Source organism: Novosphingobium sp. 18050 (assembly GCF_902706195.1).
In the GTDB taxonomy this organism is placed as follows: Bacteria; Pseudomonadota; Alphaproteobacteria; order Sphingomonadales; family Sphingomonadaceae; genus Novosphingobium.
Genome location: NZ_CACSJO010000031.1, coordinates 26,505 through 45,176, shown reverse-complemented (window position 1 = coordinate 45,176; position 18,672 = coordinate 26,505). Strand labels below are relative to the sequence as shown.

General features: G+C 65.1%; 20 protein-coding genes. 10 read left to right on the top strand and 10 right to left on the bottom strand.

What is annotated here, in order from left to right; all coding sequences use genetic code 11:
• The first annotated feature begins 37 nt into the window (after positions 1 to 37).
• The 7 genes from aroA (at position 38) to gloB (ending at position 6,278) form a co-directional block, all read left to right on the top strand.
• A complete protein-coding gene (gene aroA, locus GVL61_RS21285) occupies positions 38 to 1,354 on the top strand; it encodes a 3-phosphoshikimate 1-carboxyvinyltransferase (protein ID WP_159982696.1) in 1,317 nt (438 codons plus the stop codon).
• Positions 1,351 to 1,998 (top strand): d(CMP) kinase, encoded by a 648-nt coding sequence (locus GVL61_RS21280; protein WP_159982692.1) that lies wholly within the window; start codon positions 1,351 to 1,353, stop codon positions 1,996 to 1,998. Before aroA ends, GVL61_RS21280 begins: the two co-directional genes overlap by 4 nt.
• A 139-nt stretch (positions 1,999 to 2,137) precedes the next feature.
• Positions 2,138 to 2,476 carry a hypothetical protein gene (locus GVL61_RS21275; protein ID WP_159982690.1) on the top strand — a complete coding sequence of 113 codons (339 nt, stop codon included), beginning with the start codon at positions 2,138 to 2,140 and terminating at the stop codon, positions 2,474 to 2,476.
• A 29-nt stretch (positions 2,477 to 2,505) separates the two neighbouring features.
• A complete protein-coding gene (locus GVL61_RS21270) occupies positions 2,506 to 2,937 on the top strand; it encodes a diacylglycerol kinase family protein (RefSeq protein ID WP_159982688.1) in 432 nt (143 codons plus the stop codon).
• Between the two features lie 271 nt (positions 2,938 to 3,208).
• On the top strand, positions 3,209 to 4,921 hold the full coding sequence (gene rpsA, locus GVL61_RS21265; protein WP_159982686.1) for a 30S ribosomal protein S1: 1,713 nt from the start codon (positions 3,209 to 3,211) through the stop codon (positions 4,919 to 4,921).
• A gap of 161 nt (positions 4,922 to 5,082) precedes the next feature.
• Entirely contained in the window at positions 5,083 to 5,484 is a 402-nt protein-coding gene (locus tag GVL61_RS21260; protein ID WP_159982684.1) for a VOC family protein, read from the top strand.
• 35 nt (positions 5,485 to 5,519) lie between these two features.
• Entirely contained in the window at positions 5,520 to 6,278 is a 759-nt protein-coding gene (gene gloB / locus GVL61_RS21255; protein WP_159982682.1) for a hydroxyacylglutathione hydrolase, read from the top strand.
• A gap of 118 nt (positions 6,279 to 6,396) precedes the next feature.
• Here the strand turns inward: gloB and GVL61_RS21250 are convergent, their stop codons facing one another.
• From GVL61_RS21250 to GVL61_RS21210, 9 genes are all read right to left on the bottom strand, one after another.
• Positions 6,397 to 6,585 (bottom strand): hypothetical protein, encoded by a 189-nt coding sequence (locus GVL61_RS21250; protein ID WP_159982680.1) that lies wholly within the window; start codon positions 6,583 to 6,585, stop codon positions 6,397 to 6,399.
• Positions 6,586 to 6,746: 161 nt separating this feature from the next.
• Complete coding sequence (locus GVL61_RS21245) at positions 6,747 to 7,349, bottom strand: hypothetical protein (protein WP_159982678.1); 603 nt, start codon at positions 7,347 to 7,349, stop codon at positions 6,747 to 6,749.
• The gene (locus GVL61_RS21240; RefSeq protein WP_159982676.1) at positions 7,342 to 7,836 is read right to left on the bottom strand and encodes an ATPase; all 495 of its coding nucleotides are present in this window, start codon (positions 7,834 to 7,836) and stop codon (positions 7,342 to 7,344) included. The genes GVL61_RS21245 and GVL61_RS21240 overlap by 8 nt, the downstream gene beginning before the upstream one ends.
• Before the next feature lie 110 nt (positions 7,837 to 7,946).
• A complete protein-coding gene (locus GVL61_RS21235; RefSeq protein WP_007678253.1) occupies positions 7,947 to 8,171 on the bottom strand; it encodes a F0F1 ATP synthase subunit C in 225 nt (74 codons plus the stop codon).
• 42 nt (positions 8,172 to 8,213) lie between these two features.
• Complete coding sequence (locus GVL61_RS21230) at positions 8,214 to 8,996, bottom strand: F0F1 ATP synthase subunit A (protein ID WP_159982674.1); 783 nt, start codon at positions 8,994 to 8,996, stop codon at positions 8,214 to 8,216.
• Positions 8,997 to 9,052: 56 nt separating this feature from the next.
• A complete protein-coding gene (locus tag GVL61_RS21225; RefSeq protein WP_059150633.1) occupies positions 9,053 to 9,373 on the bottom strand; it encodes an AtpZ/AtpI family protein in 321 nt (106 codons plus the stop codon).
• 336 nt (positions 9,374 to 9,709) lie between these two features.
• Positions 9,710 to 10,093: a YdbL family protein gene (locus GVL61_RS21220; protein WP_159982672.1), complete on the bottom strand. Its 384-nt coding sequence runs from the start codon at positions 10,091 to 10,093 to the stop codon at positions 9,710 to 9,712.
• A complete protein-coding gene (locus tag GVL61_RS21215) occupies positions 10,093 to 10,344 on the bottom strand; it encodes a YnbE family lipoprotein (RefSeq protein ID WP_235037823.1) in 252 nt (83 codons plus the stop codon). The genes GVL61_RS21220 and GVL61_RS21215 overlap by 1 nt, the downstream gene beginning before the upstream one ends.
• 47 nt (positions 10,345 to 10,391) lie before the next feature.
• Entirely contained in the window at positions 10,392 to 13,685 is a 3,294-nt protein-coding gene (locus tag GVL61_RS21210; protein ID WP_159982668.1) for a YdbH domain-containing protein, read from the bottom strand.
• Between the two features lie 53 nt (positions 13,686 to 13,738).
• Between GVL61_RS21210 and radC the strand changes: the two genes are divergently transcribed.
• Entirely contained in the window at positions 13,739 to 14,488 is a 750-nt protein-coding gene (radC, locus tag GVL61_RS21205; RefSeq protein WP_159982694.1) for a DNA repair protein RadC, read from the top strand.
• A 1-nt stretch (position 14,489) separates the two neighbouring features.
• Positions 14,490 to 15,251 (top strand): NRDE family protein, encoded by a 762-nt coding sequence (locus GVL61_RS21200; RefSeq protein WP_159982666.1) that lies wholly within the window; start codon positions 14,490 to 14,492, stop codon positions 15,249 to 15,251.
• Position 15,252: 1 nt separating this feature from the next.
• Here the strand turns inward: GVL61_RS21200 and GVL61_RS21195 are convergent, their stop codons facing one another.
• Positions 15,253 to 17,001: a sensor domain-containing diguanylate cyclase gene (locus tag GVL61_RS21195; RefSeq protein WP_255456519.1), complete on the bottom strand. Its 1,749-nt coding sequence runs from the start codon at positions 16,999 to 17,001 to the stop codon at positions 15,253 to 15,255.
• 223 nt (positions 17,002 to 17,224) lie between these two features.
• Between GVL61_RS21195 and purB the strand changes: the two genes are divergently transcribed.
• Positions 17,225 to 18,535, top strand: coding sequence for an adenylosuccinate lyase (gene purB, locus GVL61_RS21190; RefSeq protein WP_159982654.1), 1,311 nt, complete (start codon positions 17,225 to 17,227; stop codon positions 18,533 to 18,535).
• Positions 18,536 to 18,672 lie beyond the last annotated feature (137 nt).

The window sequence follows — 18,672 nt, the reverse complement described above, 5'->3', positions numbered from 1 at the left end:
GGAAAGGCCCGATACTGTGAGCCATGATACCGCCTCGATGCGCCCCCGCCGTTTCCTGCCCGTCGGGCCTCTCAAGGGACGTATCCGGGTGCCGGGCGACAAGTCCATCAGCCACCGCTCGATCATGCTCGGCGCGCTGGCCGTAGGCGAGACGCGAGTAACCGGCCTGCTCGAAGGCGAGGACGTGCTGGCCACTGCCGCTGCGATGCGGGCAATGGGCGCGTCGGTGGAACGGCTCGAAACCGGCGAATGGGTCATCAACGGCGTCGGCGTGGGCGCCCTGCTCCAGCCCGAGACCCCGCTCGACATGGGCAATTCGGGCACATCGACCCGCCTGCTGATGGGCCTCGTCGCGAGCCATCCGATCACCGCCACCTTCACCGGCGACGCCTCGCTGTCGAAGCGCCCAATGGGCCGGGTGACAGATCCGCTCTCCAGCATGGGCGCGAGCTTCGAGACCAGTGAAGGCGGGCGTCTTCCCCTCATCCTGAAGGGCGCCTCGCCCGCCGTGCCGATTACCTACCGGCTGCCGGTCGCCTCGGCCCAAGTAAAGAGCGCTATCCTGCTGGCCGGTCTCAATACGCCGGGCATCACCACTGTCATCGAGCCGGTGCCCACCCGCGACCACTCCGAACGCATGCTGCGCGGCTTCGGCGCCGAGCTGACGGTCGAAACCGATGCCGAAGGCGCCCGCGTCATCTCGATCAAGGGCGAGGCCGAACTGAAGCCGCAGACTATCGTGGTTCCCGGTGACCCGTCCTCGGCGGCCTTCTTCATCGTCGCCGCGCTCGTCGTGCCCGGCAGCGAAGTGCTGATCGAGAACGTCGGCCTCAACCCCACCCGCGCCGGGATCATCGAAGTGCTGCGCCTGATGGGCGGCGTCATCGAGGAAGTTAACCCGCGCGAAGTCGGCGGCGAGCCGGTTGCGGACCTGCTGGTGCGCCACTCCGCACTCAAGGGCATCGATGTCGACCCCGCCGTAGTGCCGAGCATGGTCGACGAGTTCCCCGCCCTCTTTGTAGCCGCTGCGCTGGCCGAGGGTGTCACCACCACCACCGGCCTCGACGAACTGCGCGTCAAGGAATCGGACCGTATCTCGGTGATGGCCGCCGCCCTCACCGCGGCCGGCGCGAAGGTCGAGGAACACGCGGACGGCCTCGTCATCACGGGCACCGGAGGCAAGCCCCTGCCCGGCAGCGAAGGCGCAATCGCTACGCACCTCGACCACCGCATCGCCATGTCCATGGCGATCGCCGGGATTGCGAGCCGCGCCGGGGTGGAGGTCGACGACACCCGCCCGATTGCCACAAGCTTCCCCGTCTTCGAGGCGATGCTGGAAAAACTGAGCGCATGACCCCGACTTCGCTCATCATTGCCGTCGACGGGCCTACCGCCTCGGGCAAGGGCACCATCGCCCGCGCCCTTGCCGCACATTTTGGCGTACCCCACCTCGACACCGGCCTGCTGTACCGCGCGGTGGGCCGCCAGTGCGTGCTGGACGGCGGCAACCTAGAAGACCCGGCGGCGGCACTCGCCGCCTGCGCGTTCCCGGAAAGCCTGCTGCTCGACCCCGAACTGCGCTCCGAGGAAACCGGCGGGCTGGCGAGCCGCGTCTCGGTCCACCCGGCGGTGCGCCGCGCACTCTACGACCGCCAGCGCGCCTTCGCGACGCGGGCCGGCGGCGCCGTGCTCGACGGGCGCGACATCGCCACCGTCATCGCCCCTGATGCCACCGCAAAGCTATTCGTCACCGCCAGCACACAGGCGCGCGCGCACCGCCGCTTCGCCGAGATGCAAAGCCACGGCCGCGACATCACGCTGGAAGCCATCGCCGCCGACCTCGCTGCCCGCGACGAGCGCGACCGCTCCCGCAAGGACGCCCCTCTGGTAGTGGCCCAAGGTGCCGTGGTGCTGGACACCTCCGACCTCGACCGGGATCAGGCCGTGGCCGAGGCGATTCGGATCGTCGAAGAACAGCGCGCGCCGGCGCAAGGCTGAGAATGGTAAGCCGTCAGGCGGACCTGATCTTAGCGGCGTGCGCCATTCGCCGCGCACGTCCTTTGCCCGGCCCGGAGTGGTAATGCCCGCCTCATCGCTATAGGTGAGCAGCCCAACTCCAGCCAACCCAGGTACAAACATGGCCCGCAAGCATCCGAAACATGGCCCCTATGACGACGTGCAGAGCGAGGAAGAGGCGCCTGCAGAGGTAGTGCCCTGCTGGCTCTGTAGCCGCCCCACCGGCAAGATCATCGTCTGGCACCATCCCGTACCCAAAAGCCGGGGCGGCCGCGATACCGTCCCCATGCACCCCATCTGCCAGCAGACGCTGATCGCCAACTTCACCAATTCCGAACTGCAGCGCCACGGAATGAATGTGGAGGGGCTGCTCGACAATCCCAACGTGCGCAAGTTCGTCGACTGGGTGGCGAAGAAGGACCCCGATTTCACCGCGACACTGACGAAGAAGCAGCGCTGAACCCGACGAATCTTTGAAGGTGATCTCCTATGCCAGCTCCCCTTGAAGTGTCTGCGTCCAAGCCTCGCTTCAGTGTGACGGCGCGGCTGAAGAGCTTCGTCTTTGCTGGCCGTGGGCTGCGCTCCTTGGTGCAGGGTGAACACAATGCCCGGCTGCATCTTGCAGCGTCGCTGGTCGTCGTAGCCGCCGGATTGATGCTGCGCGTTTCCGCGGCCGACTGGCGGTGGCTGACACTGGCCATCGCCATGGTCTGGCTGGCCGAAGCGTTTAATACCGCGATCGAAGACATCTGCGACCACATCACGCCCGATTTCGACCCTGCCATCGGGCGCATAAAGGACCTCGCAGCCAGCGCCGTTCTGGTCGCGTCGACCGCTGCTGCATTGATCGGGCTAATCACGCTGGCGCCACCCCTTCTCGAACAGTTTCTCTCAGCGCAGGTTCCGTCCACGAGCCCTTGATGGTGGGGCACGATGAGGCCGCGCTGTATAGTAGGGGCCGGATGTCCCTCGCCGCCCCCGCGCCCGCCATTTCCCTTGCATTTCCGCACCCCCGGGCCTAAGCGCCGCCGGTCCCAAAAGTTCGCGAGAATCGCCGGGACGCCGCGACCGGCATCCGGCCGCCGCGGCAGTACGGCCCCTTTGGCCCCTGGCCCGCATGGTGCGGACCATGGAGAAAAGACCGGCGGATCCAACCGCCAGGCCGGAAAATCGAACGAAGGAAATGGGTTACATGGCCTCTGTTGCCAATCCGACTCGCGACGATTTCGCGAAAATGCTCGATGACCAGTTCGGCGGCGCTGCCGACGACGGTTTCGAAGGACGTGTCGTCAAGGGCACCATCACTGCCATCGAGAACGACAAGGCCGTCATCGACGTGGGCCTCAAGAGCGAAGGCCGCGTTTCGCTGCGCGAATTCGCACGTGGTGAAGACGACCACGGCCTGAAGGTCGGTGACGAAGTCGAAGTTTACGTCGACCGCGTCGAGAACGCCGACGGCGAAGCGATGCTGTCGCGCGACCGCGCACGCCGCGAAGCCGCCTGGGACAAGCTCGAGAACGAATTCGGTGAAGGCAAGCGCGTCGAAGGCGTGATCTTCGGCCGCGTCAAGGGCGGCTTCACCGTCGACCTCGACGGCGCCGTTGCGTTCCTTCCCGGTTCGCAGGTCGACATCCGCCCCGTGCGCGACGTCACCCCGCTCATGGATGTGCCGCAGCCCTTCCAGATCCTCAAGATGGACCGTCGCCGTGGCAACATCGTCGTATCGCGCCGCGCCGTCCTCGAAGAGACCCGCGCCGAGCAGCGCAGCGAGCTGATCGACAAGCTGAGCGAAGGCCAGGTCATCGACGGCGTCGTCAAGAACATCACCGACTACGGTGCGTTCGTTGACCTCGGCGGCATCGACGGCCTGCTCCATGTCACCGACATGAGCTACAAGCGCGTCAACCACCCGAGCGAAGTCATCGCCATCGGCGATACCGTGAAGGTGCAGATCATCCGCATCAACTCGGAAACCCAGCGCATCAGCCTCGGCATGAAGCAGCTGGAAAGCGATCCCTGGGAAGGCGCAGCCGTCAAGTACCCGGTCGGCGCCAAGCTGTCGGGCACTGTCACCAACATCACCGAATACGGCGCCTTCGTGGAGCTGGAAGCCGGGATCGAGGGCCTGGTCCACGTTTCGGAAATGTCCTGGACCAAGAAGAACGTCCACCCGGGCAAGATCGTTTCGACCTCGCAGGAAGTCGAAGTCATGGTTCTCGAGGTCGACAGCGACAAGCGTCGCATCAGCCTCGGCCTCAAGCAGGCTCAGCAGAACCCCTGGGAAGCCTTCGCCGAGAAGCACCCCGTTGGTTCGCAGGTTGAGGGCGAAGTCAAGAACGCCACTGAATTCGGCCTGTTCATCGGCCTCGACGGCGACGTCGACGGCATGGTCCACATGTCGGACATCGCCTGGGGCATCTCGGGTGAAGACGCGCTGGCTCTGCACCGCAAGGGTGAAGAGGTTTCGGCCGTGGTTCTCGACGTCGACGTCGAGAAGGAGCGCATCAGCCTCGGCATGAAGCAGCTCGAGCGCGGTGCTCCGGCAGCTGGCGGCGTTGCTGCATCGGGCGCCGAAGGCGGCCTGCGCCGTGGCCAGGTCACCACCGTGACCATCCTCGAAGTCCGCGACGGCGGCCTGGAAGTCCAGGCTGGCGACGATGGCGCGACTGGCTTCATCAAGCGTTCGGACCTCGGCCGCGACCGCGACGAGCAGCGCCCCGACCGTTTCCAGGTCGGCCAGAAGCTCGACGCAATGGTTACCGGTTTCGACCGTTCCAAGAAGCCGAACTTCTCGGTCAAGGCCCGCCAGCTGGCCGAAGAGAAGGAAGCAGTGGAGCAGTACGGTTCGTCCGACTCGGGCGCATCGCTCGGCGACATCCTGGGCGAAGCGCTCAAGAACCGCTGATAGCTTCGACCTCGGCCAAGGCCGCAGGTTGAACAAAAGCAAGGCCCGTCCGGAGCGATCCGGGCGGGCTTTTGCTATTCTGTCTGCTCCGGGCAGAAATGGAACATCCCTGCCCCCGCCGCTTTGTCTGATCCAGGCACAGCGACGACGGAGCCACCCCCATGCACGCCACCCCCTTCCTGATGTTCCAGGGCGACGCACAGGATGCGCTCATGCTATGGAAGCGCGCCTTTCCCGATCACCTCGAGGTGACAGCGCTCGACCACCACGGGGCCGGCGAATTCGAAGGCAAGATCGCCCGCGCCCACTTCACCCTCGGCGGCACGCAGTGGCATGTGCTGGACAGCGACATCCCCCACGGTTTCACCTTCACCCCCTCAACCTCGATCTTCATCGACTGCGACGACGAAGATCAGCTTCGCCACGCAGCAAAGGTGCTGGGCGCCGACGGCAAGGTGATGATGCCCCTCGAGGCCTACGAATTCAGCGCGATGTTCACATGGCTGAGCGACGTCCACGGTGTGAGCTGGCAACTCAACCTGCCCTTCCCCGACGACGCATGAATGCTTACATCTCCGCCGCGCAAGGAGAGGTCACAATGCTTGAAATCCACCAGTTCCCCTGCCTGTCCGATAACTACGGCTACCTGCTCCACGACAGCGAGAGCGGCGAGACCGTGTGTATCGACACGCCGGATGCCGACGAATACCTGCGCCAGGCGGCTCACAAGGGCTGGCAGATCACGCAGATCTGGAACACCCACTGGCACCCGGACCATGCGGGCGGTAATGCCGCCATCAAGGCGGCGACGGGTTGCCGCGTGACTGCCCCGGTAGGTGATGCCGCGAAGATCGAGGCCGTCGACCGCACGGTAGGCCAAGGCGACGTCGCTTCCATCGGTGATCGGCAGGCTTTCGTGATCGACGTGGGCGGCCATACCAACGGCCATATCGCATACCATCTGCCCGGCGCGTCCACCGCGTTCGTGGGCGATTCGCTATTCGCGCTGGGCTGCGGACGCATGTTCGAAGGCACCCCGGAGCAGTTCTGGGCCTCCCTCGAGCGGCTCAAAGCCCTGCCTGGCGCAACGATGATCTACTGCGCGCACGAATACACCGCCTCGAACGCCCGCTTCGCGCTCCACGCCGACCCGGACAATGCCGAGTTGCGGACCTATGCCGAGGAAATAACCCGCCGCCGCGACAAGAGCCTGCCTACCGTCCCGGCCAAGCTGAAACGTGAACTGGCGACCAACCCATTCCTCCGGGCCGACGATCCGATGATGCAGGCACGCTGGGGCGGCGGCAACGCGGTGGAGACCTTTGCCGCCCTCAGAAACGCGAAGGACAGCTTCTAAACACTTACTCGTCCTCAGTGTCACAAAGCAAAAATGGGCAAGCGGCGCCGACGAAGCTGGTCACGGAGGGGGGAAACCCCCTCCCCATCGCCAAGCGAGGGGAGGAGCGAACTGCGCCTCAGGTATCCGGGAACGACAATGTCCGGTTGAGGCGCTCCATCACGTCTTCCAGCGGCTCGATGACGGTAACCGCACGGCCTTCGCCGAAACGAACGCGGGTGCCGGCATCGACTTGCGAAACGAAAGTGACCTGTGCTGCATTGATCGCGGTAGGGGTACGGTCGGTGCCGGTGAACTTCACGAACATGATGAGCCTCTCCTTCTTTTCTGGAAGTGAAGCCTATAGCCTGTCTGCGCGGCGTCAAACTCCGAGTTTTCGTCCCGCCCTTCGTCGCCCCTGCCCGGACGCAAAAAAGCCCCCGTCCTGAAAGGACGGAGGCCTATTTTACTTGCCCCTGTGGGCCAGGATCAAATTCCGGCGATGGCCTGATCGACCAGTACCTTGTCCGCGTCCGCCGAGTGGTTGGCGGCAATCAGGGCCTTGGCGGCCGCAGCAGCGGCAGCGGCAGCCTGGTTGCGCAAGCCGGTGACAGCGGCGAGTTCGGCAGCGCCGATCTTGTCCTGTGCCATCTTCTCGCGGCGGGCGACCACTTCGACAGTGTCCTTCTCAGCCTTGGCGATAATCGCCTCGGCTTCGTGACGGGCATGGTCGAGCATGGCCGCGGCGTCCTTTTCGGCGCCGGCGATCTTGTCCGCGTATTCCTTGCGCAAGGCTTCCGCCTCGGCGCGCAGGGTCTTTGCTTCTGCAAGCTGGGCCTTGATCTCGGCGATCTTGGAGTCCAGCCCGCCGGTGATCATCTTGGGCGCGCCCTTCCAGACCAGGATGGCAAGCAGGACGATCATCGAGGCGCTGACGACCGCGACCGGAGGCGCGAAGCCCAGGAACAGCGGTTCGGCATGATGCTCGGCCGTGGCGGTATGCGCGGTCTGCGCACCCGTCAGCTCGGCACCCTCGTGAGCGAGGCCATGTTCGACGGCGGCGTTGGCGTCAGGCGCGGAGGTTTCAGCCATGGACCAGGTTCTCCTTCACCGCGCCGCGCACGGCAGCATCGTCAAGCGAGAGGCCGGCAATGCGGCTAACGATCTCGCGGGTGGCATCGGCAGCGACGGTCTCGATCTCGTCGGCGGCCAAGCGGCGCGCATCGGCGATACGGGTTTCAGCCCCGACGATCGTGGCGTCGATACCTGCCTGGGCGACAGCGAGACGCTGCGCGGCGGCGGCGGCGGCCTGTCCACGTGCGTCCGCGATAAGCCCCTGCGCCTGAGCGCGGTTGGCGTTTTCACGGGTGCGCCATGCGGCTTCTTCCGCGTCTGCCTGAGCACGTGCGCTTTCGGCAGCCTTGAGGTCGTCGGCGATCTGCTTGTCGCGGCTCGCGACGGTGTCCATCACCTTCGGAACCATACCCCGTCCGACGACGAAGAAGGTGATACCGAAGAAGATCAGCAGCCAGAAAATCTGGCTGGAGTAGAACTCGCCTAGCTGTGCGATCTGAGGCATGAGTCAGCCCTGTCTCGAGGTTGCCGTGAAAAAATCTTGGACCAGGAAAGTCCCGGCCCTCTCACCAAAGGGTGAAAGAGGGCCGGAGCCAATCCGGTCAGGCGCTGAGATCAGGCGAAGATCAGCAGCGCGGCAATGACGAACGAAAGCAGGCCAAGAAGCTCTGCACCGGCGAAGCCGATGAACAGGCGACCCTGCTGGGCGTCAGCGGCGCCCGGATTGCGCAGCGCGCCTTCGAGGAACTTCGCGAAGACGTTGCCCACGCCGATAGAAGCAAGGCCGGCACCGATAGCGGCGAAGCCAGCGCCGAGCATCTTTGCAGCTTCTGCGTCCATTTCAAAAACTCCCTTTGGTAAACCCGAGTGTGGTAGAAAAAATCAGTGAAGGTTCTCTGCGTCGTTCAGATAGACGCAAGTGAGAAGAGCGAAAACGTAGGCCTGGATACCGGCGACCAGCAGCTCGAGAGCGCAGATGCCGACCATCAGGACGAAGCTGGGAACACCGGCGATCACGAACATGATCGGGCCGTTGTTGCCGCCGCTGATGACGAAGCTCGAAAGCACCTCAAGCAGGACGTGGCCGGCCATCATCGCGACGAACAGTCGCAGGCCAAGGCTGAACGGGCGCACCAGGAACGAGATCAGCTCGACCACGAAGATGATCGGGATCATGCCAACCGGTGTGCCGTGCGGCACGAACAGCGAGAAGAAGTGGAAGCCGTGCTTCGAGAAGCCGACGATGAGCACGATCGCGAAGGACAGCACTGCCAGAACACCGGTCGCCGAGAAGTGGCTGGTGAAGGTGAAAGCGTGCACGCCCACGACGCCCAGCGGCATCAGGCCGAGGAAGTTCGCAAACAGGATGAACATGAACAGCGAGAAGATGTACGGAACGTACTTCTTGCCGTTCTTGCCGACGTTAGCGGCCAGCATGCCGTCGATGAAGCCAGTGAAGGTTTCCACCGCCATCTGCCAGCGGCCAGGCACGACCGCGCGCTTCATGCCGCCAGCAACGAAGACGATCAACGCAAGCGTCGCGATGGCCATCCACAGCGCGCTATTGGTGAAAGCGACGTTGTAACCGGCAATGTTCCAGTCCGCGCCCGCCAGCTTTTCGAGCTGGAACTGGTGCATCGGGTCGAGCTTCGCTTCGGCTGCCACGCGAGTTTCCCTGTCGCCAATGAACGACAGCGCCCCTTCCTTCCCCCTGAATCGGGTCAGTCCGGGCGCCGGTTCGTAATCCGGATTATGTTCCTGAAGGCGATACCAATTCCAACGAACAGCATCACCATCAGACCCCAGGGGGACGTACCAGCGAAGTGGTCAATCAACCACCCCAGGAACAGCCCGCCCGCAAGACCCCCCAGCAGTTCCGAAAGGACGCGATTTCCAAGGCGATAGCTCGCATCGGTTTCCGCACCGGCCTTCGGTCGGTTGCGTTCCTCTTCCCGCTCACGAAGGGCCTTCAGCCTTTCGTCAAGCGAATCGATGCGCGCATCCTCCCCCACAGGGTCTCGGACAGGTGGCTCGTCGGTCATGTCAGGCTCCTCATTATGACAACAGGAACGCAAGACGCAAACGACGGCTGCCCGCCAAGAGCGCCGCCCCCTTAGGGTGGGGCTTTTCCCGAGTCAACCGGGGGCGGCCCACCGCATCGCGCGTTGTTGACAGCGCCCACGCCCTAGAAACGCGCGAGACCAAGAACAGAGCGGTCCGGCCGTGCCAATACCGCATCCACGATACACGGCGAAAGCCTGCGAAAAAGGCCGGAAAAGCGCGAACGCCTCCGACCTTTTCTTGTTTGATCACCAGCCGCGAAAAACGCTTTCGCTGCCCGGCGCAGTACTTTTATTCATCGCCGCTGCGGGACCGGCTCAGGGGCACCGCGGATCGAGTTCGGGTGCGCCGCTGCCGCGTGTCTTCCACGAACCGTCGAGGCCCTGGTATTTCTCGCCCGCCTTGGTGTCGCGGATCAGTTTACAGCCAGTGGTGAAGGCAAATTCCTGGATCGTACTCTTACCCGCCGCAGCGCCGGTGTAGACCGCACGGCGCTGGTTGTTGAGGTCACGCACCATCGCGGCGATATCGGCGCCCTGACTGCCCACCACGCCCAGATAGCCATCGTTCTGCTCGCCCACCTGCCCGGCTGCGCGCGCGGCGGTGTAGGCCGGGCTGCGGCCATCGGCATGGGCTGCGGAAACACCGGAAACCATGAGAACCGCGGCGACAACAGCGCCGGAAAAACGGATCCTCTTCATCAGAATATACCCTTGTTCTCATCCACGGTCTTGGCCGCATCGGCGGCAAGCCGGTAGACCACTTCCTGCCTGATGTTGATGTTCAGTTCGATGACGATCGGCTTGTCGGGCGCTGCAACCTGTATGCACCCGCCGAGCCCGAACGCTCCCGAAACCGCCACCGTCATCGCGGCCACCCTTGCAGCGCGAACGGCGCGCCTTCCGAACCCTGTGCCTGCCAACTGCTCGATAATCTCATGCCCGTCATTCATCGCCGGGTTTCTTGCAGCCGGAACGCTTCCGGTCAATTCACACGACGTCATGGCTTTTTCTCGCTGACTGGAGGCTGAATGGCGGTGGGCGGAGGTGCCGGGGGGATGACAGGCGGGATGACGGTTGCATCCGGCGCCGATTCGCGGCGCTTGCCTTCAGCATCGAGCAGGCCCAACATTCGCGGATCGGTCACGAAAGCGGGATCGTACAGCGAGCGCATAGAGCCGAACAGGCTGAAGAACGGCGCCTTGAGGTTCACCACGAAACGGATCGGCAGCTTTGCGATCTGCTTGGTTATAAAGTTCCTGCTGGCATTCTGCCCCTGGCTGAGCCCATCGAAACTGATCCGCGTCAGGATTTCGCCCGAGAGCGAACCGGCCAGCCCGATCTCCATGTCCTTGTAGTTGACCGACCTCAGCGCCGCGAAGGCAAAGTTGCCCATCGCCGAGAGATCCTTGTAGGTCAGAGCGCCATTATACGAGACATTGCCGCCCGGCATGCGCGAGCGCAGGAAGCCGTTCTCGATCCGCCCGCCATTCTCATCGAAGATCAGCGGCATCTCGCCATCGAAGGTGCCGGTGGCGCTGATGTTTTCCATCTCGAGATGCTGCACGAACGTAGCGGCGTTCAGGCCGATGACGCGCAAAGTATAGTAGCGCGTCTCGGCCGCACCGATCTGCATGTGCGCGGGATCGAGGTTGAGCGTGCCTTCCATGAAGGGCCACTGCGCACCATTGATCTGCAGATAGTAACCCGGCTTCACTTCATAGGAGAGCGTGCCGTCGGTCACCTCGACGCCGGGATTGGCCGAGGCGATGTGGACCGTTTGGCCGGGCGCGGTGACCATGCCGAGGAGGTCAGTGAAGACCACCTCGCCCGACAATCCCTGCACCGGCCCCAGGGCCGCGGCGAAATCGACGCCATCGGTGGCGAAGCGGCCGTGGCTGGTCACCCCCTTGGCAGTCCAGTCGATCCGCCCGGTGCCGTGGACCTGCCCCTTCAGTCCCGACACGACGCCCAGCAACATGCCCGAGAGCATGTCGACCTGAAGCCGCTCGTCGAAAGTGATACCGTTCACCGCAAGGTCGGCGTGGCCGGCAGCGTTCGACAGGTCGTGGGCGATGGCTGCGCGCACGACCTCACGGTCGGTGGTCGGCTCGCGCAGCAGGGCCTGTGCGGTAATGCGGTTGTCCACGAGGCGCAGCGTCGCATCGCGCGCCACCAGCGGCTGGAACCGGGCTACCGGCTGGCGGTCGACCAGCGTGAAGCGCCCTCCTTCGATCTGGAGAACGCCGTCCCCGTAGCGCCAGGTGCCCGCCGCCTGCCTCATGTCGAGCGGGACGGCGGCAAGGCCGATGTCGGCCTCATCGAAGGTGCCGGCAACGTCGTTGCCCAGCCGCGCGTCGAGACGGCTGATCGCGAAGTGCGAGGCAGTCTGCTCGGGCCCGAGGGCGATCTTGATCGCACCGGCCTTGATTACGCCACCGTTCGTGAGATTGCCCGCGCCGCCCATCGCGAAACCGATCGGACCGCTGGCGATGCGGATCGGCGTTTCGCCCAGCCGCCCGGAAAGGTTGAGCGAGGTTACGCCTGCGGCAATCGTCAGATTTTCGGGAGGGCCCTGTACGATCGCTCCACCGCGCGAGGGGCACAACGTCAGACGCCGCTTGTCGATGGTCAGGCTAGAGAAGCTGAGGGCATCGAAGGAAACGTCGCTACAGCCCCGCCATACGGCCAGTTTACCGTCGGCACCCCAGTGCCCGTCGAGCGGCAGCAGCATGTTGCGGGTACTGCCCCCCGGCAAGGCACCGCTCAGCAGGACCTGTCCGCTGAAACCGAGCGCACCATCGCGGTCCTGCACCAGCGAGAGGCGCGGCACGCCGACCTTGGCCGAACCGGCACGGTAATCTGGCATCGCCACCTGCATCGTCAGGCGGCCATTGTCCGCCGTCTCCATACGGCCCCAGACCTGCGGCAGCCCCTGCCCCCCGGTCGCGAAATTGCCCGTGACGTGCGGAGCGCCTTTGCCGAACATCGCCTGCAGGCGCGACAAGGCGAGCAGCGAAGCTCCGCTGCCACCGCTCAGCGAACCGCGCGTGACGACGAGGCTGAGGCCGTCCTGCGAATTGCGCACGATGAGGTTGGCATCGAGCGTGCTGCCGCGCATCTCGCGGGCCAGCGCACTGCGCACTTGCGCCGCGATCGGCTCACCCAGCGTACCGGCGGCGGATTTCTGCGCGGAGAGCAGCGCGCGCTCGACGGTATCGCCCAACGCGACGCCCCGGCCGGTCAGGTCACCCTCGACATCGAACCGCGCAATACCGCCGGTGGAGCGGGCCCGCCCGTCGAATACGACGCTGGCAAGGCGGGCCTGCGGCGTTTCGAGCCCGCGCGCGGTTATCCGGTAGGTCGCGTTGAGAGCGTTCTTGCGATAGGTCACTCGGCCCTTGCCCGAAAGTCCGGCGATCTTTTGCGCACCGTAGCGACCCCGGCCAGTGGCGATGCCGAGGCTGCCCTCGCCCCCTTCAAGCGCCTCGTCCAGCGTCAGGTCGAGTTGCAGGCCCGCTTTCGCCAGTTGCAGCGCCTGGCCGGGACAGGCCAGTCCGTCCATCCGCACCGGCCCGACGAATCGTGGTTTCGCGGCTGAAGTAGTGAGCTTGCCGTAAAGCGTGGTGCGCCCGGCCTTACATCCGTTCACCTCGATGCCGGGGGACAGCGCGGCGATCTCACCCGCGAAACCGCCCCTTAGCGCGCCCTCGCCCGCCAGCTTCACGCCGACGCGGCCATGGTCGCTGTCCAGCAATGCGCGGCCGTCGACCACCCCCAGATCGAGATCAGGCATCGTGAATGGCCCGGCCTTGCCCGAGAACAAGACTTTATCGAGACTGCCGAAACTGAGCCGGCCGCCCCGGTACGAACCGTAAAGCCGCGGCTTGATCGCGGTGATCCGCCCGATCCCCGGCAGCCCCCACGACAACCGCGTGGCGATGCGCAATTCCTGAACCGTAAGATCGGGCCGCGTTGGATCGCCGATGGAAAGGTTGCGTATCACCTGCTCGGCCGGACCGATGCTGACTATTTCGTAGCGCGCGGACAAGCCCAGCGAATCGAGCTGGCTTTCGATGAGATTGTCCGCGATCTCCTTGCGCGCGAGCCACGCGCCGCCCAGCGACAGCAGCAACAGGCCCTCGAAGACGAGAATCGGCCCTCGCCATTTACGCAGCCAGCGCAACGGACCCATCAGCCTCGGGTCCAGGCGTACACCACCGCTCGCGCCGCCGGGGCCTTCCCCAGTCACGGCGTCATGGTTTTCGGGGGAATGGTCCTGCTCTTGCGACATCCGCTCCATCACTTGCGCTGGACACGCAGGAAAGGCAATTGTTTGTACGCACTATGCCCGATCAACCCCCACTCTTCGATGACGCCGCCGGCGCTTTGGCCCACGCAGGCCCCGCTGCACCTTCCGGGGCCGGAAACGATCCGAGCGGTCATCGCGGGCGGCTGCGCAAGCGGCTGCTCGAAGGCGGGGCGGAGGCATTGGGCGATCACGAGGTCATTGAACTCCTGTTGATGCAGGCCGTTCCCCGCCGCGACATGAAGCCGCTGGCGCGCACCCTGCTGCAGCGCTTCGGCTCGCTCGCCGGCGTTCTGCAGACCGACTCGCGCACGCTGGCCGCCCATCCCGGCATGGGCGAGGCGACCGCTGCGGCGCTGCGCATCGTCACCGTGGCGGCCACCCGCATGGCCCGCCAGAAAGTGCGCGAGGCCCCGGTGATCGGATCATGGCAGGCCCTGATCGACTATCTGACGATCGATATGGCCCACCTCACGGTGGAGCGGGTGCGTGTGCTCTATCTCAATACCCGCAATATGCTGATCCTCGACGATCTTGTCGGCGAAGGCTCCATCGACGAAGCGGCGATCCACCCGCGCGAGGTTATCCGCCGCGCACTGGATCTGGGCGCGGCGGCGCTGATCCTGGTTCACAACCACCCATCCGGCTCTCCCCAGCCCAGCCGCGCAGACATCGAGATCACCAACCGCATCGCCGAAGCCGGACGCCTGCTCGGCGTAAGCGTGCACGACCATGTCGTAATCGGGCGTGAAGGCCACGTCAGCCTCAAGGCCAAGGGGCTGATCTGAGATGTGCGTCGCCGCCATCGCCTGGGATACCCATCCCGACTGGCTGCTCGTCGCCATCGGCAACCGCGACGAATTTCACGCCCGTCCCTCTGCACCGCTGGCGCGTTGGGAGGATGGATCCGGGATCATCGCCGGCACAGACCTCACCGGCGGCGGGACGTGGCTAGGCGTGACCGAGGCCCAAGGCGGCGAAGGTTCACGGTTCGCGCTCGTCACCAACTACCGCGTTCCCGAGGGCGCGCAGCCCGGCCGCCCGTCACGCGGCAAACTGGTCACCGACCTTCTCGTCGGAACGTCGCCCGGTGAACTGGGCGGCGAGATGGCGCGGATGAACCCGTTCAACCTCATTCTTGCAGATGGCGGCCGCGCCTCGTTCCTTACCAACTACCCGGAGGTGGAAACGCGCACGCTTTCCCCCGGCATTCACGGGCTGTCGAACGGCGGCTTTGATGTGCCATGGCCTAAGACGCTGCAGGTGGGGCAGGCAATCACCGACTGGTGCGCGCGCGGCGAGACGGATTTCGAGCCGCTGCTGGCCGCACTGCGCGACGAGAAGCCGGCGCCAAACCCCGCGCTCCCTGAATTCGGCCCCGAACCGCGCTTCGCCCCAGTCTTCATCCGAAACGAAACGTACGGCACGCGGTGCAGCACGGTGATCGCGGTAGATCGGCAGGGACGGGGCACGATCATCGAACGCAGCTTCGACACGCTCGGCGGGAATAGCGGCGAAGTGGGAATCGAATTCGTGTGGCCCCTGACCTAAGCTAAGCGGCGATCAGCTGGTTGCGGCCGCCGCGTTTGGCGGCGTAGAGTGCCATGTCGGCGCGGTTGAGCAGGTCGATGCCACCCTGCCCCGGCGTGCGGTGGACCAGACCGCAGCTGATCCGCGCCGCAGCCTCTCCGCCCAGCGGCAGAGCGACCGGCGCGGCCGAAACGCTCTCCACCATCCGCCGGCAGATTTCCTGCGCGACTTCGGCGTCGGCAGTGCCCAGCATCACTACGAATTCATCCCCGCCCAGTCGCGCGACAAGATCGGTAGCCCTCAGGTTCACGGCAATCCGGCGACCGATTTCGGCCAGCGCGGCGTCACCGGCGACATGGCCGAGTTCATCGTTCAGAGATTTGAAGCGGTCGACGTCGATCAGCGCGATGCTCAGCCCATCGGCCGGAGGATCGGCAAGGGCCGCCTCGAACCGGCGCAGGAAGCCTGCTCGGTTGGAAAGGCCGGTCAGTTCGTCCGTCTCGGCCCGGCGGGAAAGCTCGCCTTCGCGGGCCTTGCGCGCGGTCACGTCGACGAGTGTCGCCACCGAGCCGGTCATGATGCCGTGCTCGTCACGCTCGGCGCGGAAGGTCGCCTCGATCCAGACGCCGCCGGGGCGCTCTACCTCTATCATGACCGGGCGTTCGCTGGTGTCGGCGCGCAAGTGGGCGCCGAAAAGGGCCTCGCCCAGCGGCGGATCAAGTTCACCGACATGGGCACCGAGCAGCCGGTCGGCCTGTTCGCCGACGAGCGTCTTCACGTCGCCCACCACGCGGGTGCAGGCGCCCTCGGCCGAAAAACGCAGCAGGACGATGGCGGAGCGGTCAGCCAGCAGCCCGAGCGAGCGTTCGCTTTCGCTGAGCCGCTCAATCAGGTCGCGACGCGCAGCAAGCGCGGCGGCAACTGGCATCATAAGCAACAACACGGTGGCAAGGTAAAATTGCAGGAAGGCCAGCTTCAACGCCATGTCGCCGGCCGAAAGGCTGACCGGACCATGCCCGTAGAACGTCGCGACGCCGCCCGTTACCGCCACCAGCATCACACCAAGACTGGTGCCCTCCCAGCCAAGCCGGAACGCGACCAGCATCAGCGGCACCATCGGCAGGAACAGCAGCGGATAGCGATTCTGCCCGAATACGGCGAGGCTCACCGCCAGCACGGCGCCGAGGAGCAGCAGCATCTGCAACCGCTCTGCCCGCGCGGCGGCGCGAATGATGGCGCGGTAGTCGCCATGGAAAAGGCCGAAGAAAAAAGGCGTGAAGATCATCAGCCCCAGCGCGTCGGCGCTGAATTTGGTCGCCAGCGAGATGCCGACCGGCAGGTCGAATGCGAAGGATGCCATCACCGACCCCAGCAGCGCCCCGAACCCCGGCGCCACGATCCCGGTACAGACCGCGAAGCGTCCTACCGAGGCGTGGTGGTGCAGCAGGCGCCCGTCCGCATCGACCGTGCCGCGCAGCAACCATGCGGCGAGCGCGATCTCGAGGACGTTGGCCACTGCAAGACCAACCGGCGCCGACAGCGTACCGCGCGTGAAGGCTCCGGCGGCGGCGATGGCAATGAACGCAGCGAACAGATAGCGTCCCCATTCGCGGCGTGGACGCGCCAGCAGCTGCGCCAGGATCACCGCATTGCCGGGCCAGGCGGACGCAAGATTGCCCTGAAAGCTCAGATATTTGATCATCGCCGCCGACAGAACGAAACACAGTACCGCACTTGGCAAGGGGGCTAGGACAGGCCTGATGCTGGGCATGGATCGCGTTTGCCTTGGGCGGCCTGCACGGGTTCGTGACGGCTCATTATGCAAAGCTTTGCATGGGATGCGTTAAAATTCCGTCCTTTCAGCCGTGCCGCCGCATTTTATCCTTAACGCTCAGATCCGCATGTCTGCGCAGCTGTCGCCGCGCTTGCCCTCCTCTCTTGCCTTTCGCGCCTGTGCGCCCTAGCGGCAGCGGCGTCAGCCACAGGAGTCGAACATGGTCCCCCGCTATTCCCGCCCCGCGATGACCGCGATCTGGGAGCCCGAAGCGCGCTACCGCATCTGGTTCGAGATCGAAGCGCACGCCGCCGTGAAGATGGGCGAAATGGGCACCGTGCCGCCGAGCGCCGGCAAGGCGCTGTGGGACTGGTGGGCAACGAACCCCAAGATCGACGTCGCCGCGATCGACGCGATCGAAGCCGTGACCAAGCACGACGTCATCGCCTTCCTCGACTGGGTCGCCCAGCAGGTCGGGCCGGAAGCACGTTTCATGCACCAGGGCATGACCAGCTCCGACGTGCTCGACACCACGCTCAACGTGCAGCTGGTGAAGGCTGCCGACATCCTCATTGCCGACCTCGACGCGCTGCTCGCAGCGATCGAACGCCGCGCGCAGGAGCACAAGTACACCCCGACCATCGGCCGCAGCCACGGCATCCACGCCGAGCCGGTGACCTTCGGCCTCAAGCTGGCGCAGGCCCATGCCGAATTCAGCCGCAACCGCGCGCGCCTTGTTCTCGCCCGTGAAGACGTCGCTACTTGCGCCATCTCGGGCGCGGTCGGCACTTTCGCCAACGTCGATCCGGTCGTGGAAGAATACGTCGCCGAAAAGATGGGTCTGGGCATCGAGCCAGTTTCCACGCAGGTCATCCCGCGTGACCGCCATGCGATGTTCTTCGCCGTCTTGGGCGTGATCGCCAGCTCGATCGAGCGCCTTGCCATCGAAGTGCGCCACCTCCAGCGTACCGAAGTCCTGGAAGCGGAAGAGTATTTCTCGCCCGGCCAGAAGGGCTCGTCGGCGATGCCGCACAAGCGCAATCCGATCCTCACCGAGAACCTCACCGGCCTTGCCCGCCTCGTCCGTTCGGCCGTGGTGCCGGCGATGGAGAACGTGGCACTCTGGCACGAGCGCGACATTTCGCACTCCTCGGTAGAGCGTTTCATCGGCCCTGATGCGACGATCACCCTCGACTTCGCGCTGGGGCGCCTGACCGGCGTGATCGACAAGCTGCTTATTTACCCTCAGCGCATGCAGAAGAACCTCGACCGCATGGGCGGCCTCGTCCACTCGCAGCGCGTGCTGCTGGCACTGACGCAGGCCGGCCTGAGCCGCGACGACAGCTACCGCCTCGTCCAGCGCAACGCGATGAAGGTGTGGGAATCGGACGGCGAACTCAGCCTGCTCGAACTGCTCAAGGCCGACGCCGACGTGACCGCCGCGCTGCCGATCGAAGTGATCGAGGACAAGTTCAACCTCGACTACCACTTCAAGCACGTCGACACGATCTTCGCACGCGTGTTCGGCTAAAACCGGATTTGCCCGAGGGGGCGTCGACAGGCTCAGGCTAAGCGGAAACTAAAGCGGCGTTTGCAGCACCGCCCAAGCCGGCCCTGTCGAAGCCCCCTCGGACTAAATGCAGAAAACGCCGCCCCCTTCCCTTGCGG

Coding starts and splice junctions, on each gene's coding strand:
- aroA (WP_159982696.1), top strand. CDS start 38: ATGCGCCCCCGCCGTTTCCTGCCCGTCGGGCCTCTCAAGGGACGTATC.
- GVL61_RS21280 (WP_159982692.1), top strand. CDS start 1,351: ATGACCCCGACTTCGCTCATCATTGCCGTCGACGGGCCTACCGCCTCG.
- GVL61_RS21275 (WP_159982690.1), top strand. CDS start 2,138: ATGGCCCGCAAGCATCCGAAACATGGCCCCTATGACGACGTGCAGAGC.
- GVL61_RS21270 (WP_159982688.1), top strand. CDS start 2,506: ATGCCAGCTCCCCTTGAAGTGTCTGCGTCCAAGCCTCGCTTCAGTGTG.
- rpsA (WP_159982686.1), top strand. CDS start 3,209: ATGGCCTCTGTTGCCAATCCGACTCGCGACGATTTCGCGAAAATGCTC.
- GVL61_RS21260 (WP_159982684.1), top strand. CDS start 5,083: ATGCACGCCACCCCCTTCCTGATGTTCCAGGGCGACGCACAGGATGCG.
- gloB (WP_159982682.1), top strand. CDS start 5,520: ATGCTTGAAATCCACCAGTTCCCCTGCCTGTCCGATAACTACGGCTAC.
- GVL61_RS21250 (WP_159982680.1), bottom strand. CDS start 6,585: ATGTTCGTGAAGTTCACCGGCACCGACCGTACCCCTACCGCGATCAAT.
- GVL61_RS21245 (WP_159982678.1), bottom strand. CDS start 7,349: ATGGCTGAAACCTCCGCGCCTGACGCCAACGCCGCCGTCGAACATGGC.
- GVL61_RS21240 (WP_159982676.1), bottom strand. CDS start 7,836: ATGCCTCAGATCGCACAGCTAGGCGAGTTCTACTCCAGCCAGATTTTC.
- GVL61_RS21235 (WP_007678253.1), bottom strand. CDS start 8,171: ATGGACGCAGAAGCTGCAAAGATGCTCGGCGCTGGCTTCGCCGCTATC.
- GVL61_RS21225 (WP_059150633.1), bottom strand. CDS start 9,373: ATGACCGACGAGCCACCTGTCCGAGACCCTGTGGGGGAGGATGCGCGC.
- GVL61_RS21220 (WP_159982672.1), bottom strand. CDS start 10,093: ATGAAGAGGATCCGTTTTTCCGGCGCTGTTGTCGCCGCGGTTCTCATG.
- GVL61_RS21215 (WP_235037823.1), bottom strand. CDS start 10,344: ATGAATGACGGGCATGAGATTATCGAGCAGTTGGCAGGCACAGGGTTC.
- GVL61_RS21210 (WP_159982668.1), bottom strand. CDS start 13,685: ATGTCGCAAGAGCAGGACCATTCCCCCGAAAACCATGACGCCGTGACT.
- radC (WP_159982694.1), top strand. CDS start 13,739: ATGCCCGATCAACCCCCACTCTTCGATGACGCCGCCGGCGCTTTGGCC.
- GVL61_RS21200 (WP_159982666.1), top strand. CDS start 14,490: ATGTGCGTCGCCGCCATCGCCTGGGATACCCATCCCGACTGGCTGCTC.
- GVL61_RS21195 (WP_255456519.1), bottom strand. CDS start 17,001: ATGCCCAGCATCAGGCCTGTCCTAGCCCCCTTGCCAAGTGCGGTACTG.
- purB (WP_159982654.1), top strand. CDS start 17,225: ATGGTCCCCCGCTATTCCCGCCCCGCGATGACCGCGATCTGGGAGCCC.